This is a genomic window from Luteolibacter yonseiensis (assembly GCF_016595465.1).
Lineage (GTDB): Bacteria > Verrucomicrobiota > Verrucomicrobiia > Verrucomicrobiales > Akkermansiaceae > Luteolibacter > Luteolibacter yonseiensis.
In genome coordinates this window covers 1,104,780-1,120,936 of sequence record NZ_JAENIK010000011.1, presented here as the reverse complement: position 1 = coordinate 1,120,936, position 16,157 = coordinate 1,104,780, and the positions used below count along the sequence as shown (strand labels likewise).

Here is a 16,157-nt window from a genome sequence, read left to right as displayed (position 1 = left end):
CCGGAGAAACCCGTCGTGGATCCGAGGTCATCTGGGCAATGCCTGATCCCTCCCCGCCTTCCCCCGGCTCGCCAGCATCAGGCAAGCCGCGGCAAGCGAGAGCGCGAAAGCACAGGTCCACAGCACCGTAGGGTTGAAACGATAGAGCATGATCCCGAACGTCGGACCCACCATCGTCGCGGAACTCCAGGTAATGGAAACCACTCCTTGGTAACGGCCCCTCATTTCATCAGGGGCGAGTCCGGCCATGTAACCGTTGCTCACGGGCATCGCGATCATCTCACCGATGGTGAAAATCCCCATGCTGAGGATCAGCACCGGCAGCGTGGCCCCAAGCACGTTCAGGCCCATTCCGGCACCTAACAACAGATATCCCGCCGCAATCACCTTAACCGGTGAGAAGCGCCGCGTGAAGCCGATCAGCGGCAGCTCGAGACACGCGATGATGATTCCGTTGAAAGCCATCAGCAGGCCGTAGGTCCGCTCGTCCAACCCCGCACCCTGTGTGGTCTGCAGGCTATAGGTGCAGCCCATCTGCAGAAACACCAGCGTGGTGAGGAACCCGGCGATCGAGGCCATCTTGAACGGAGTGTTCTGGTTGATGTGCCTCAGCGCGTGCCCCCAGCCGCTTTTCACCTTCTCCGTCAGCGGAACCACCCGTGGCTTGAGACCGATCAGGATGGTAAGCCCGAGCAACAGGGTCGTCGCAGCATCCGCAATGAACAGGGCGAGGAACGACTTCTTCGCCATGAAGCCGGCGGTGGCCATGCCAAGCGCGAATCCCACATTGATCGCCCACCGCTGGCAGGCGAACGCCCGCACCCGCAGTTCCGGCGGGATCAGGTCCGCCATGAGCGCGCTTGCCGCCGGGGCGTAGATTCCCGAGGAAAGTCCGGTCATGAACGTGGCGAGAACGAACATCGGCACGCCTTCCGCCTGCGAAAGCAACAGCATGAATGACGCGGCTCCCGCACAGGAAATGAGCATGGTGTGCTTGCGTCCGAACCTGTCGGACAACCAGCCTCCCAGGATGCCGGCACACAGTCCGCCCGCGCCGTAAGCGCCAAGGGTGAAGCCGATGGTCTTCTCATCATGCCCCTTCATCTTCAGGTAGATGACCAGGAACGGCATGACGAAACTCCCGAAACGGTTCACGAGGGTGCCGCCGAAGAGAATCCAATATTGTCCCGGCAGGGATGCGAGATCCTGCAGGAGGGTCGTGGGGCGTGCGGTCGTGTTCATGGGAATGGCGCAAAAAAAGCCCCGTCTGCCAGGTGGCGGACGGGGCGGAAAAAGGGTTCGAAATTTATTATCCGATCAAGATTCCGTTCGTCCGCGCCACGCCTTCCTTTCGAAGGTTCGCAAGCATCGGGCGGAGGTTGACGGAGGAAATCCACACAAAACCATGCCCGGCACCTGCGGCGGCGGATTGATGCATGGAATAGGTGGAATGATTGAAAAACATCTGACGGATGCGCAAGCTGGGGATTTCCGGAAAATTGTCAATTTCCAAAGTCCTGATTCCAAAAGATCTTTCACAAACGCGTTGCACCCCGTGAGGAATGGAAGAGAATCCCGCCGTCCATGAGCCCAGATTTCATCCGCGAAGCACTCCGCCAAGTCCGCTACCCCGGCTTCTCCCGGGACATCATTTCATTCGGCCTCGTCAAGGACGTGAAATGCGAGCCCGGCCTCGTCACCGTGCATTTGGAGATCGCCACGCGCGACCCTAAGGTGCCCGAGCAGATTTTCCAGGCCTGCCACGCCATCCTCGATCCGCTGCCGGACATCGGCACGGTGAAGATCGAGATCGAGGTGAAGGACGCACCCGCCGCCGCAGGCGGCATGAGCGGCTCGGTCGGCAAGTCATCGATCCCGGGGGTGAAGCGCATCATCGCCGTGGCATCCGGAAAGGGCGGCGTCGGCAAATCCACCGTCTCTGCGAATCTCGCGGTCGCCCTCGCCGCTTCGGGCGCGAAGGTCGGCTTGTGCGACTGCGACCTCTATGGTCCGTCCGTCGCGCAGATGTTCGGCGTCGATGAAAAACCCATGGCGAACGAACACGATGAGATCATTCCGCTCGAAGCCCACGGGCTGAAACTCATGTCCATGGGATTCCTGCTGGACGACCGGTCGCCCGTCATTGTCCGCGGTCCGATGGCCACGCGCTACACCCAGCAATTCCTCCGCCAGGTGGCCTGGGGCGATCTGGACTACCTCGTGCTGGACCTGCCACCCGGCACCGGGGACATCCAGCTCACCATCGTCCAGACCGTGACGGTGGACGGATCCGTCATCGTCACCACCCCGCAGGAAGTCGCCCTCATCGACGCGCGCAAGGCGGTGTCCATGTTCGCGAAAGTGAACGTGCCCATCCTCGGCCTGATCGAGAACATGGCCTGGTTCGAGGGCGATGATGGCAAACGCTATCCCATTTTCGGCAAGGACGGCGGCGTGCGCGAGGCGGAATACATGAATGTGCCGCTGCTGGGACAGATCCCCATCGACATCGAAACCCGTGAGCGAGGCGACAGTGGAGCTCCCGTGGCCCTTGTCTCCCCGGAGAAAAGCAAGGTCTCCGCCGCGTTTCATGAAGTGGCGGCGAAACTCCGCTCCAAGCTGGAGAAGGTCAGATAAAGGACCGGCCCGGTTCTCGATAGCGATGCCCGGATGATGATGGACGGGTGGTCCAAGCTCCGAGACCGGTCATCTCGGATACTCCACGCCCACCAGTTTCCACCCGGATTTCATGAATCCGGCGGTGGCGGCTTGCGAGAGCTTGCCCGTATGCACCAGCACCTTCGGCATTGCCCCGAGGTCATCACGATTTGCCGCACCCGCGACCTGCTCCGTCCACGTCACCTGGTCCACCGGAGCAGGAACCTCCAGCTCTCCGGCGGCGGTGACGGCTCCCGGCAGCCGGCCGATCACCTTCAGTTCCACGTAGTCGGCGGCACCGGAACGCTGGCGGGCCGCCAATATCTGCAACGCCCCCACAAGGAAATCCACCTGTTCGGGGGTCTCGCAGGCGTTCGCCAGCAGAACCGCATTTCCACGCCCCCCGGCCTTCGGCATCGCCTCAAGCGCGAGTGTGATGAGGTGGCGTCTTGTGGTGCTGAGAGGGCCGCGTCCGACCTGGAAGGTCTTGATGTCCTCATCGGAAATTCCCATGGCCGCCAGCGAGCGTCCGTCACGGAACGCGAGTTCGGATTGGGTGAGCGCGTAGGTATCTTCCGGGACACCGACCATGTTCGTCGCGGCTACCGCCACTCCCGCCGAAGCCACGGCCGCCCCGATCCGCAGCGGCAGGCCGCCGGCGAAAAACGCCCAGGTGACCTTGTCCATCTCTTCCTGCAGGCGCGCGTTGTCCGAATACGGATCCACGCCCAGTTGTTTGGCGGTGGCCAGCTTCGCCTTGTCAAAACCCACGGCGTTTCTGGCGGCCTCACCGATTCCCCTGCCCGCTTCGGCGGTGACCGCCTCTCTTCCCTCCTCATCGGGACTCGCGGATATTTCCTCGCTCTGGTCCTTCAGTCTTCCTCCCGCCCGGCCGATGGCGGATCCCATCTTGCTGAAGAAATGCCCGACCGTGGCCGGAGCCGCCTTGAGTGAATCCACCGGATGTTTGACGATGTTTTTCACGGCCTCGATCGGTTGCTCGACGGACCGTTTCATCCCCTCGGCGAACAAATCCCCCTTGCTGGTCTCCACCAACCTGCGGATCGCCTCGGCTTCTACGATACGCCGCCTCGCCTGCGGCACACCAACCGCCGTCAGGGTGGCATAGTCGCTGTCGATCGTGAAGTAAGCCATGTAGCCGTCCGTCGGCACCTGGTCGCGCACCCGGTAGGAGCTGCCGCGAAGGGTGCCGGCATCCAGCAATGACGCGGCCTGCAACATCACTCCTGTCTCATGGATGTCCGCCGACGGAGCCTGCGAAAATGCCGGAGCCACGAGGGCGGCGCAAACGAGTGGAATCGAGAATCGGGTTTTCATGAACGTTCGGTTTTGTGGTTTCTATGGTTTGGAAAAAGGTGGCAGGCCCGCCCGGATGCGGGCGGAAAAATCCGGATCATCGTTCGCGGCACGCGCGGCGTCATTGATGCGGGAACGGAGCTTCAGCTCATGGAATGGCAGGCCTCCATCACGGAAGGCTCCTTGTTCCTGAAGCATCTCATCCGCTTTCCCGTTCACCAGCATCCTCCAGTCCCAGGGCTGGCGTTTTCCCGAATGATTCTGCGTCCGGATGCTGGTGGTGCAGTTCGTCGTCAGCGCGTTGTACCAACCTGCCTTGTCATGGAGTTCGTTCAGCGCGGTGACATAGTCCATGAACCGCTCACGTGCCTTTTCCGGACTGATGTTCAACCGATAGAGATAAACGTCCTCACCCTTGCGATAGTTCGTCCGCACCCGGATGACATCACGCTCGTCCGCCACGATGTAGATCAGTTCGTATTGACGGTAGATCCCGCCGATCGCCGAGTAGCTCTCTCCCTCTTCCTTGCGCGTTTCGATGGAGAAACACAATGGCGGGGAGTCGGAGAACTGGAAACTTACCACCGGATGCGCCATGTAGGGGGAACCCCAATAGTTCAGGGCGAGGTCGATACCCGTCAGTTTCGACAGGTCGACCGTCCGCGTCTCCCATCTGGGAACATAATCCGTTTCCGTCCGGTAGTCGAAATTACGGACATTGTGGAACACCACCTGATCTCCATTGATCTCCGCATGGGCGGTGCGCGCGACGTCCGCCAGCCATTTGCGGTCATTGCGGGGAGCCAGGCCGAACCACCAGGCCATCACCAGAATAACCAACGCCACGGCGATGAGACGTTTTCCACGCTTCCCGAAAAGCCACAGGGAACCGGTCACCAGCAGGAACAGGATGGAAGCCGCCTTGCGCCCGGGCACCGGAGCCGGGAAATCGTACCAGAAAGCCCCCATGCACCAGAGGATCACTGAAAGTCCCAGCAAGAGAATCAAGGCGGTGGCGATACGGCGGGCGATGATCTCAGCAGTCATATGTCATGATGGTCGGATGGTAAATCAGCGGGACATCATGGCTTCCTCTTTCCCTTGGGTAACGAGGCGACGACCAGATCATAGGAATGATCGATGAGTTCCCTGACCAGGCGGGTGGGAAGCGAACCGTCCAGCACCAAGGTGTTCCAGTGCCGCTTGTTCATATGGTATCCGGGAAGGACGGAGTCATATTCATCGCGCAGCGAGACGGCCCGGTCCGGGTCACACTTCAGATTGATGCGGGCCGGAAATTCCCCTGGGTCCGTCAACGCGAACAATTTGCCGCCCACCTTGTATACCAGAACTTCGGGGCCGAAGGGAGTGGTCTCTTCGGCACCGGGCTTCGAAAGGAAGTGTGTGATCGCGTCGGGGAGGTCCATGCAAGCATCCGCATCCTTGCCAATTCTGATATAAACACAAGCATTCTTCGACCACCTTCCCCGCCAACGGTCACTTCGTAAAAACGATGCGTCCTCCCTTGGCGTCCGCGTGGATCACGTCACCATCCACGAATTTCCCGTCGAGCACGTCCAGCGACAACGGGTCCAGCAGAAGGTGCTGGATCACCCGCTTGAGCGGCCGGGCGCCGTATACGGGATCATAACCCTGTGTGCCGATGTGTTCCTTCGCCTCCTCCGTCAGCGCAAGGCCCAGCCCTTGCTTCGCGAGACGCTGGCGGACCCGGGCGAGTTGGAGATCCACGATGGCGGCAAGCTCCTCCCGGTGGAGACGGTCGAAGATGATGATCTCATCGATGCGGTTGAGAAACTCGGGGCGGAAATGTCCGCGCAGGGCCTCGGTCACCTGAGCCTCGCGTTGCTCGGCGTTTTCCTCGTGGAGAATGTATTGCGATCCGATGTTGGAGGTCATGATGAGCACCGTGTTCCTGAAATCCACCGTGCGTCCCTGGCCGTCGGTGATGCGGCCGTCATCGAGAACCTGCAACAGCACGTTGAACACGTCCGGGTGCGCTTTCTCGATCTCGTCGAACAGCACGACCGAATACGGCTTGCGGCGCACCTGCTCGCTGAGCTGGCCTCCTTCTTCATAGCCGACGTAGCCCGGAGGCGCGCCGATGAGCCGCGCGACGCTGTGCTTCTCCATGTATTCCGACATGTCGATGCGGATCATCGCCGCCTCGTCGTCGAAGAGGAACTCAGCCAGGGCCTTGGAAAGTTCGGTTTTACCCACGCCGGTGGGACCGAGGAAAATGAACGAGCCAATGGGGCGGTTCTCATCCTGGAACCCGGCGCGCGCGCGGCGCACCGCGTTCGAAACGGCCTTGATGGCTTTCTTCTGGCCGGTGACCCGCTCGCCGAGGCGCTGCTCCATGTGGACGAGTTTCTCGCGCTCTCCTTCCTGCAGGCGGTTCACCGGGATACCGGTCCATGTGGAAACCACGCGGGCGATGTCGTCCTCGGTGACTTCCTCCTTGAGAATCGCTCCCTGGTTCTGGCGGGAGGCGAGCTGCTCCTTGGCCGCCTCAAGCTCGCGATGGGCCTCGGGCAGATCTCCATAGGTGATCTGGGACGCCCGGGTGAGATCTCCGATCCGCTGGGCACGCTCGGTTTCGGTCTTGAGATTCTCGATTTTCTCCTGTGCCGCACGGACCAGGTCGATGATGGATTTCTCATTCCTCCACTGCGCCATGAGACCGGAGGATTTCTCGCGCAGGTTCGCCTGTTCCTCCTTCACTTTTTCCAAGCGGGCGATCGAACCCTTGTCGGTTTCCTTCTCCAGAGCCTTCTTCTCCATTTCCAACTGGAGGATCTGCCGCTCCAGCACATCGATCTCGGTCGGCATGGAATCCAGCTCGATCTTGAGCCGGGCCGCCGCTTCATCGATCAAATCCACCGCCTTGTCCGGCAGGAAACGGCCGGAGATATACCGGTCGGACAACGTGGCGGCCGCAACCAGCGCGCCATCCTGGATTCTCACGCCATGGTGGACTTCATAGCGCTCCTTCAGCCCCCGGAGAATGGCGATGGAGTCCTCCACGGACGGTTCACCCACCATCACGGGTTGGAACCGCCGTTCCAAGGCGGCATCCTTTTCAATGTATTTCCGGTATTCGTCGAGCGTCGTCGCGCCGATGGTCCGCAGTTCCCCACGGGCGAGCTGGGGTTTGAGCAGGTTCGAGGCATCCACGGCCCCCTCGCTGGCTCCCGCCCCCACGATGGTGTGCAGCTCGTCGATGAAGAGGATGATCTGCCCGTTCGATTCGGTGACTTCCTTCAAGAACGCCTTCAACCGCTCCTCGAATTCACCCCGGTACTTCGCCCCGGCGAGCATGCCACCCAGGTCGAGCGTGATGATCCGCTTGTCCTTCATCGAGTCCGGCACGTCACCGGACACAATACGCCGGGCCAGTCCTTCGACGATGGCAGTCTTGCCCACACCCGGTTCGCCGATCAGCACCGGGTTGTTCTTGGTCCGCCGGGAAAGCACCTGCAGCACGCGGCGGATCTCATCGTCCCGGCCGATGACGGGATCAATCTTGCCCTCCCGCGCCCGGGCGGTCAGATCGGTGCCGTATTTTTCCAACGTCTGGTATTTACCCTCCGGATTCTCATCGGTGACCTTTTGGGAACCCCGGACGCCGGTGATCGCCTCACGGGCGCTCTTTTCGGTAAGTCCGGCGTCCTTGAGCACTTTCCCGGCGGGCGAGTCCCCTTTCAAGGAGCCGAGGATGAAATGTTCCACGCTGAGGTAGTCGTCGCCGAGCGACTCGCGCGCCTGGTCCGCCGCTTCCAAGGTCGCCCGCAGGCCCACGCTGATCTGCGGCTGGGTGGACGCCCCCTGCACGCTGGGTTCGCGGGAAAGGGCGGACGCCACCGAGGCCTTCAAAAGCGGAATATCGACGCCCGCCTTTTGCAGGATGGGTATGGCGATGCCTCCTTCCTGCTGCAAAAGGGCGAGCAGCACGTGCAGGCTCTTCAGTTCCGCGTGGGCGGATTTCGAGGCGATGCTTTGTGCCGACTGGAGGGCTTCCTGGAGCTTCTGAGTGATTTTTTCGAGTCCCATGGCTTTCGATTTGTCCCAACATAGGCACGAAGAAATTCCGTTGCAACGCATGGACGTGCGAAATCCGCGCATTTCAAATCATCCATTTCCGATGTCGCACAACCGCCGGAGAACGCTAACATCCCGCGCATGGAGCTGCGCCAGTTGAAGCATTTCGTCGCCGTGGGGGAAACCGGAAGCATCACGGCCGCGGCGAAGAAACTGCGCCTCACGCAGCCAGCGCTCAGCCGGCAGATCAAGTCGCTGGAGGAAGAGCTGGACACCGCGCTGCTGGAACGCGGGGCGCATTCCATCCAGCTCACGCCGGCGGGCGAGATCCTTCTGGCCGAGGCCCGCAAGCTTGTGAAGTTCAGCGATGCCATGATCGAAAAAGTGAAATCCAGCACCGTGGGGGAACCGCTGCGCGTGGGCTACGCGCCATCGCTCGCGGGAGAATTCCTTTCCGTGGCGATCGAACGTTTCACCCAGTTCCATCCGCGGGTGAGGGTGAGTTTGTACGACTGGTCCTCCGCGGAAATGCGCGCTGGTTTGGAAAACGGCAAACTCGATCTCATCCTCGCGGCCCCGTGCGTCGGCCTGCTCGAACCCATCAAATGGATCTCGCTCCGGAGCTACGGTTGGCAACTGGCGATGTCCGCCAACCATGCTCTGGCGGGCAAGCAACGCATCACCGCCGGCGATCTCGACGGCCAAAAATTGTTGCTCTACGACCGCGAGCACTACCCCGATTATTGGGACCGCATCACCGGCTTTTTCAAGGAACACCAGATCCAGGCGAAAATCGCGGGCGAGTTCGACGGCGTCAGCAGCCTCACGGCCGCATTGGAGGGAAACCTCGGCATCGCCCTGCTCGCGGAAAGCAGCCGGATCGATCCCCGGCAGAGACTGATCACCCGGCCGCTGGACGCGGAACCCAGCCGAATCGATGTAGCGGCCGGGCTTCCTGCGGACAACAGGACCTCCGCACAGGTGCTCGCGTTCGTCGAAGAACTCAAGCACGCCGCGGCGGACCTGTCACGTCACTCGGCGGCACCCGAGTCCTCGCCGTAGAAGCTCTTGATGTATCCGTATTCCACCAGCGTATCCTGCCACGGAGCCAGCACGTTCTGATCCTGGAAAATGCGCCCCGCCATGGCCAGCCACTCCTCCGCCTTGATCAGATCCTTTTTCTCGTAGGACAAGGTCGCCTGGGCGTAGTAGTAAAACGGGGAATCATCCTCGAAGGTGTATTTCTCGGCGAGACTCGCGGCCTCCGCGGTCTTTCCGAGCTTCTGCTTGCACAGCAACAGCTTGAATTCGACCAGGCGGCCCAGCGCGATGTTGTCCTTCGGGATGCCCTGCAGGATCTTGGCGAACTGCTCCTCGCCCTTCTTCCATTCCTTGGTGCAGAAATAGACCTCGGCGATATTGAACTCGATGCTCGGGTTGTCCTTCGAAAGCTTGGCTGCCTCGTTGAACTCGGCGAGCGCCTTGTCGAACGCCCGCATCTCGACGAAACTGCTGCCCCGCAGGTTGTAGACTTCGGGACTGTCCTTGAAAATTTTCGCCGCCTTGTCCAGTTCCTCCATGGTCTCGAAAATGCGCTTCTGCTGGAAAAGCCGGCTGGCCTCGGACAAATGTTTGATGAATTCCTTCCGGCTTTCTTCGGGCAGGTTCAGGAACGCCTGTTGGTTCGGCATGAGCGCCTGTTGCGCCTCTGCAGGGGTCTTTTCGGCGGGTTGTGCCTCGTTTTGCGCGGCGAGCGGGGAGATCAAAGCGAGCAATGTGAAGAAGGAAATGGCTTTCATGGGCGTCTGATAAGGCGGAAATTAGACAGGAGAATCGCAAACGGCAAGCTGTCGTTCGTGCCTATTTCCTCCTCGCGCGCTTTTTCTCGTCCAAGGGTGCCGGCCTCATCCACAGGCGCCCCCCTTTTTGAAGACGCCGGATCCGCCACTTTTCCCTTTCACCTTGGCCGTCTGGGGTGTTTCGTGAACGCACTCATGAACATCGGCATCGCACAAATCAACGCTGTCATCGGTGATTTCCCAGGCAATGTGAAACTCCTGCTGGCGGCTTACCGCGAGTGCCTGGAGGCGGGGGCGGAACTGGTGGTCACGCCCGAACTCTCCCTGGTGGGATATCCCCCGCGCGATCTGGTTTTCAAATCCCAATTCGTGCCCAAGTGCCTGCAGGCGCTGGATTACCTGGCCGGAGAAGTCCGCGAGGTCCCCTTGTTGGTGGGTTATGTGGACCACCATCACCCGGCCCATCCGGGAAAACCGTTCCGCAATGCGGCGGCATGGCTGGAGAATGGAAAAATCCGGCACCGGATCTGGAAAACATTGTTGCCGACCTACGATGTCTTCGACGAGCGGCGCTATTTCGAGCCGAGCGACAGCTGCGAGCCCATCGTTTGGAACGGCCGCCGCATCGGAGTGACGATCTGTGAGGACATCTGGACGGAGGCACACCTGCAACGGCCCTTTTACGACCGCGATCCGGTGGCGGAGTTGTCGGCGAAAGGCATCGACATCCTCCTGAATCTCAGCGCGTCTCCGTTTCATTTGGGAAAACCGCTGCTGCGCCGGTCGATGATCGGCGGCATCGCCCGCAAAGTGAAAGTTCCGGTCGTTTACTGCAATTCCGTCGGTGCGAACGACCAGCTTGTCTTCGACGGCCACTCGCTCGTCACGGATGGGAACGGCGGCATCTCCGCACAGTTTCCCGGCTTTTCCGAAACCGTCCGCGTGGTGAATCCCTTCGCTCCGGCGGCCAACGACACGGAACTGGACACCTGTGATGCCGGGCAGCTCTACCAGGCCCTCGTCCTGGGAGTGCGCGACTACGTGACCAAATCGGGATTCTCCAGCGTCTGCCTCGGGCTCAGCGGCGGGATCGATTCCGCTCTCACCGCGGCCATCGCGGCAGACGCCCTCGGTCCGGGAAACGTGCGGGGCCTGACCATGCCCAGCCCCTACTCCTCCCGTGGAAGTGTGGATGACTCGTTCTCCCTGGCGAAGAATCTCGGCATCCGTTGTGACGAAGTTCCGATCCGGAATGCCTTTGAAGCGGTGAAATCCACCATGCTGCCGGTTTTCGAGGGAAAAGCGGAGGACGTGACGGAGGAGAACATGCAGGCCCGGCTGCGCGGCCTGATGCTGATGGCCCTCTCCAACAAGGAGAACCACCTGCTGCTCACCACCGGAAACAAGAGCGAACTCGCGGTCGGCTACTGCACCATTTACGGAGACATGTGCGGTGGGCTCGCCGTGATCTCGGATCTGCCAAAGGTGAAGGTTTACGAAGTCTCGCGCTGGATCAACCGGGAGCGGGAGATCATTCCCTGGAATACCATCGACAAACCGCCGAGTGCCGAACTGCGGCCCGACCAGAAGGACCAGGACACGCTTCCCCCTTACGAGATCCTCGACGCGATCCTCGAACTTTACGTGGAGCACCAGCTCTCCGCGGATGAGATCATTTCCCGCGGCTACGAGGAGACCACCGTGCGCTGGATCCAGCGACGCGTGGATTTCAACGAATGGAAGCGTCACCAGGCGGCACCCGGCCTGCGGGTGACCTCGAAGGCGTTCGGGATGGGCCGGAGGATGCCCATCGTGCAGCGGTTCGTAGGATAGAAACGCGTTCGGTTTCACCGCTTCCCGTCATGCGTTTTTCCGCAGTTGCAAGAGGTTCCATGCTGCCGCACCCTTCGCAGGATGCGGAGGACCCGTCACGGATCTCCCATCCCCCCACCCTCTTCCAACCATCCTGATGCCATGACTCTGAACGAAGCCCGCAAGATACTCGGATTGGGGGAAAAGGACGATCCGGGACCGGCGTTGGAGAAACTCTCCGTCGCCCGGGGACAGCTCGCCAAGATGGTCGATACGGCCCCTAACAACGGACTTGCGGAGCGTTACCAGGCCGAACTGGACGATTTCGACAAAGCCCTCACTCTGGTCCGCGAGCATCTTGACGCTGCGGGTCTGCTCCCACCGCCGCTGCCCCCGGAAGTCCTCAGGCAGCAGAAAACGGTCGTGCCTCCGCCCGCGAAAACGGTGGTTCTCGCCAACGCGCCCTCCCCTCCGAAAGTGGCCGGAACAATCGTGGCCTTGGAAGCCCCCCACGCCCCCTCCGGCTCGCCTCCCCGTCGCAGACCCTATGTCATCTGGTCTTTGGTCCTGCTTGTGGCAGCCGGAGGCGGAGTGGGGTTCCACCTGCAAAACAAACAGGTCCGTGAGAAGCAACGCCTCGCCCGTATCGAGGAGCTTGACCGGAAAGGCACCTCTCTCATTGAAAACCGCCGCTGGCAGGAAGCGGCGGATGCGTTTGCGGAGATCGAAAAAATCTCGCCCCATTCCGAAACCGCCCGACGCGGCCGCCTCGGTATCGAGGAAGGCATGGGCGAGGAACAGACCCAGTTCATCGGCTATTGGACCGGCCAGGCCACCGCCGAACTTGAGGCGGGCCGCTTCGATGAGGCGGCCTCCGCCGCCCGCCAAGTGTTGGCGAAATACCCGGATGAGGCGGAGGCCTCCGCTATTTTGCGAAAAATCGACGACGCCCGTGCGGGACAGGTCCGTTCCGCCGCCATCGCCGCCGCCCGGCAGGCACTCGACGAGCGGAAATGGGATGGCGCGGTTGCATCCGCAAATACGATCCTGTCCACCTCCCCCGAAGATCCGGATGCCAAATCCATCCTCGCCGATGCCCTCGCCGGGAAGCAAAAAGCCGCCGCTGACGAGGCGAAGGCGCTGGAACTCCTGAAACTCGCCACCGCCCGCGACAACGGCCAGTTCGACCAACAGGCGCTCGATTGGCTCCGCGAGGCGGTTTCGCTCGCTCCCGGAAATGTCGAAATCGCCACCCGTCTCGAAAAACTTTCCAGCTACATCCGCACCCTTCGTGTTCCCGAAGATTTCGCCACACCTGACGAGGCCATCGCCGCAGCTCATGACCGCGACCGAATCGTGCTGGGGGCATCCATCTGGAAGGGACCGCTCGTCGTGAACGCCGCCATCGAACTTCAGGGAGCGGGGTTCAACGACGCCATCATCGAATGCCGCCCGGAAGACGGCAGCGCCATCACCATCGGCCCCGGAGCCAAGGGCGCGCGCATCAGTGGGATCACCTTCCGGCACGAAACCTTCGCGGTCGGCACGGATCGCTTCTCCGCCGCCCTTGTCCGTGGAGGAAACGCTGCCTTTGTCGATTGCCGGTTCACGGGTGCCAGCGGCCACGGCCTCGCCGTCATCGAGGGTGGACAGGCCAACGTGAGTCGCAGCCGCTTTGCCGACAATGGCTGGAACGGTGCCGCCGCCAGTGGAAACGGCAGCTCCCTCGAAGTGCGGGATTGCGAATCACTGGACAACTTCGAGCACGGCATCGAGACATGGGACGGAGCCGCGGCCACCCTCGTGAACAACCGCTGCCAGGGGAACAGCCGCAACGGCATCCACACCGACAACCGGAACGCCGCCGCCAATATCCAGGGAAACCAGCTCATCGAGAACCGGGAGTTCGGCATCGTCATCGACAGCGCCGGATCCGGAAAAATCACCGGCAACACCGCCCGGGCTAACCTGCTCGGCGGCATCGTCGTCCGCAACGCCGCCGGCCAGCTCGCCGTCAGCGAAAACCAGGCCACCCTCAACCAAGGCCCCGGCCTGGTTTTGGAAAAAGATCTCCAGCCCTCCGACTACGCGAAGAACTCCGTCACCCAGAACGTGGGCGAACAGGTCATCGCGGGGGTCGATCTATCCGAGAAAGCCGAAAACGCTTCGGAGGCCTCCCCCCCACCTCCTCCCGCCCAACCTGCCGGGGAGCAAGAAATTCCCCGCGCGAAGGCTGTCATTGAGGAGTGAAACCTGATCAAACAGGAATCAAGATCAAGCCTCCGAGGTTGAACACACTTTCAGCAATGCCCGCCTCACCGGCTGCCGTAAATCTCCACATCCGCGACCCGCGCGGTGCCGTCGAATCCGGCACTCACGACGTTCACCTTCACATATCTGGCATCGACCTTGGGAAACTCGATGTCCGAGACATTCGCGGTGTTGCCCTTGGAGGTGTGGACCGTTTTCCATGACTTGCCGTCCAGGCTCGCCTGCACGGTGAAGGCGGCGGTGTTGAATTCAGGTTTCATCCCGTTGTCACCGGCATGGCGGATGACGCAACGGCTGATGCGGTAGGGTTTCTCGAAATCGAATCCCAACCATTGCTTGCCCTTGGCGGCCGAGTTCCAGAGCGTGACAGGGGTGCCGTCCGTCACGGCATCCACGGACGAGCCATCGCCCGAACGCACCTTCGTCCCGGGTGCCATGCAGAGGTTGAACGGCTGGCCGCCCGATTCGTATGCGAGGTTGAAGTAATGGTCCGCACGCACGAACTCGGTCTTCTTGTCCTTGAACTCGCGGTTGATCTCTTCATGCAGGGCGAGGATCCGGTCCGGCTTCAGCTCGTTCCAGATGTCCACCTGATAGGCGAGGAAGAGCGGTGCCTTTCCATCCCAGCGCCCGATCTCGCGCTTCATGGAGCCGTGGATGTGTTCGTAGGAGCCGGCGTAGGGGATCACCAGTTTGTCGAACTTGAGACGGTCGTTCTCAAGCCCGCCCGCCACGGACGGCACGTCCTTGAAATTCTGCACCGTCGCGCCGTAGAGACTGCGGCCATGTTTCTCGTACGCCGCACGTAGTACCGGCGGGGCGTTGTCCCAGATGGTGATCACCCGCAGGCCGGAACGCTGGAGATAGGTCTCGGTGAGGCGGGCATACCCCTCGGCCCGCGCCGCGTCCGTCATGTATTCGCCCACGGGCGCGCCGGGTTCCTCCAGGGTGTTCGCGGGCATGGCATACCCCATCCCGGAGGGGCCCGTGACGAAACAATCGTTCGGCGTCGCGGAACCATAATAGTAGTTCATGATACCGGGGCCGATGTCCACCAGCCCGGGGGCGATCGTCCAGTTCAGGGGGATTTTACCCCGGCTCGACTTCGTGCCATCCCAGATCCGCCGCATGGCGTGCTGGGTGTATTGGATGTTGTCGCCGTCGCTGATGAAGATCGCGACATATACCTTGTTCTCAAGCTCCGGCATCTTCGGCACGGGAGGAATGGCGATGCGGTGATCGGTCCCTGCGAACACACTGGCATTGATGTAGAAATCCGCCGGCAGGGTGCCGATGCCGAACTTGGAGACCGTGGTGACGCCGGAGCGCTCGGTGGAGTACCAACCCAGCGCGACGGCCTCGCCCGCCTTCATGTCACCGAGGAATTTCTCAAAAACCGCCTTTTCCTCGGGGATGAGCGTGTCCAGCCACACCACCGCCGCTCCGCAGGCGATGGCGATGTCCCGCGTGTGATGGTAGTTCCCCCCGCCCTTCTGGTCGTGCGGCTTCGCGCTGACGATCAGACGTTTCTCGCACTTCGGCCAATACTTCTCATAAAGATGATTGTAGATTTCCACCGGGGTGGTGAATGCCAGTCCGCTGAGATCCTCCACCACTTTCAGGGAAATCCCCTGTTTCTTCATCTCATCAAACACCACCTGGGTCACCGGAAGCGCTCCGTGCAATCCGGCGACCGTTCCGGCCAGATTCCGGTAGTGCGGACTCTTCGCCGGGTCATAGAGGACCACTCCCGCGACCTCCTTCGCATACTTTTTCACCATGTCATATTTCTCAGACATGGGAAAGCGGTTGCGCTTGGCGATGCCGACCGTCGGCGTGTCCGGCCATGTGTCGGCCCCTTCCTCCGTGCGCGCGTTCTCGAGAAAGATGCGCGGCTGTTTCCTGTTCACCAGCCCTTGCAGTGCGGAGAACGTGAGCTGCTCGTCCTTCGACAGATCCTGCACCACGACCATGTCCAGCTCCGGGGCCGGTTTCGGAAAGATCGGGATCGCCTGCCCCTTCGGCCATGAAATCCCTTCCTTAGGATTCTCAACCGCCGGATACGGGAGGTAGTGGTTTTTTTCCTCCGCCACGACATGGCCGCATACCACGGGGAGAAAACCCAGCCCCACGCACAATCCCCTGAAATTCCTGTTCTTTCCGTTCATAATCAATCGTAGCCAGTCAACAGCCCCGCCACTGCGGTCGCGGGGGCAATCCATACACCGGAGGCCCGGATTT

The 16,157-nt window shown here is 61.3% G+C and carries 11 protein-coding genes; 4 read left to right on the top strand and 7 right to left on the bottom strand.

Annotated elements, in window-relative coordinates:
* Positions 1–27 precede the first annotated feature (27 nt).
* The gene (locus JIN84_RS14450; RefSeq protein WP_200351747.1) at positions 28–1,242 is read right to left on the bottom strand and encodes an MDR family MFS transporter; all 1,215 of its coding nucleotides are present in this window, start codon (positions 1,240–1,242) and stop codon (positions 28–30) included.
* A gap of 342 nt (positions 1,243–1,584) precedes the next feature.
* Between JIN84_RS14450 and JIN84_RS14445 the strand changes: the two genes are divergently transcribed.
* Positions 1,585–2,637, top strand: a complete 1,053-nt coding sequence (locus JIN84_RS14445) for an Mrp/NBP35 family ATP-binding protein (protein ID WP_200351746.1) — start codon at positions 1,585–1,587, stop codon at positions 2,635–2,637.
* Between the two features lie 69 nt (positions 2,638–2,706).
* Here JIN84_RS14445 and JIN84_RS14440 read toward each other — a convergent pair whose 3' ends face one another.
* The 4 genes from JIN84_RS14440 to clpB form a co-directional block, all read right to left on the bottom strand.
* A complete protein-coding gene (locus JIN84_RS14440; RefSeq protein ID WP_200351745.1) occupies positions 2,707–3,996 on the bottom strand; it encodes a hypothetical protein in 1,290 nt (429 codons plus the stop codon).
* A gap of 21 nt (positions 3,997–4,017) precedes the next feature.
* A complete protein-coding gene (locus tag JIN84_RS14435) occupies positions 4,018–5,022 on the bottom strand; it encodes an Lnb N-terminal periplasmic domain-containing protein (protein WP_200351744.1) in 1,005 nt (334 codons plus the stop codon).
* A gap of 35 nt (positions 5,023–5,057) precedes the next feature.
* Entirely contained in the window at positions 5,058–5,402 is a 345-nt protein-coding gene (locus JIN84_RS14430) for an MmcQ/YjbR family DNA-binding protein (RefSeq protein ID WP_200351743.1), read from the bottom strand.
* 70 nt (positions 5,403–5,472) lie between these two features.
* Entirely contained in the window at positions 5,473–8,046 is a 2,574-nt protein-coding gene (clpB, locus tag JIN84_RS14425; protein ID WP_200351742.1) for an ATP-dependent chaperone ClpB, read from the bottom strand.
* Positions 8,047–8,175: 129 nt separating this feature from the next.
* Between clpB and JIN84_RS14420 the strand changes: the two genes are divergently transcribed.
* On the top strand, positions 8,176–9,096 hold the full coding sequence (locus JIN84_RS14420; protein WP_200351741.1) for a LysR family transcriptional regulator: 921 nt from the start codon (positions 8,176–8,178) through the stop codon (positions 9,094–9,096).
* On the opposite strand, the gene JIN84_RS14415 is transcribed toward JIN84_RS14420, so the two are convergent.
* Positions 9,066–9,833 (bottom strand): tetratricopeptide repeat protein, encoded by a 768-nt coding sequence (locus tag JIN84_RS14415; protein WP_200351740.1) that lies wholly within the window; start codon positions 9,831–9,833, stop codon positions 9,066–9,068. The genes JIN84_RS14420 and JIN84_RS14415 overlap by 31 nt on opposite strands.
* A gap of 183 nt (positions 9,834–10,016) precedes the next feature.
* Here JIN84_RS14415 and JIN84_RS14410 point away from each other — a divergent pair, with 183 nt between their 5' ends.
* Together JIN84_RS14410 and JIN84_RS14405 are read left to right on the top strand one after the other, a co-directional pair.
* The gene (locus JIN84_RS14410; protein WP_325099604.1) at positions 10,017–11,666 is read left to right on the top strand and encodes an NAD+ synthase; all 1,650 of its coding nucleotides are present in this window, start codon (positions 10,017–10,019) and stop codon (positions 11,664–11,666) included.
* Between the two features lie 141 nt (positions 11,667–11,807).
* Positions 11,808–13,895, top strand: a complete 2,088-nt coding sequence (locus JIN84_RS14405) for a right-handed parallel beta-helix repeat-containing protein (RefSeq protein ID WP_200351739.1) — start codon at positions 11,808–11,810, stop codon at positions 13,893–13,895.
* A 65-nt stretch (positions 13,896–13,960) separates the two neighbouring features.
* On the opposite strand, the gene JIN84_RS14400 is transcribed toward JIN84_RS14405, so the two are convergent.
* Positions 13,961–16,084, bottom strand: a complete 2,124-nt coding sequence (locus JIN84_RS14400; protein ID WP_200351738.1) for a discoidin domain-containing protein — start codon at positions 16,082–16,084, stop codon at positions 13,961–13,963.
* Between the last annotated feature and the right edge of the window lie 73 nt (positions 16,085–16,157).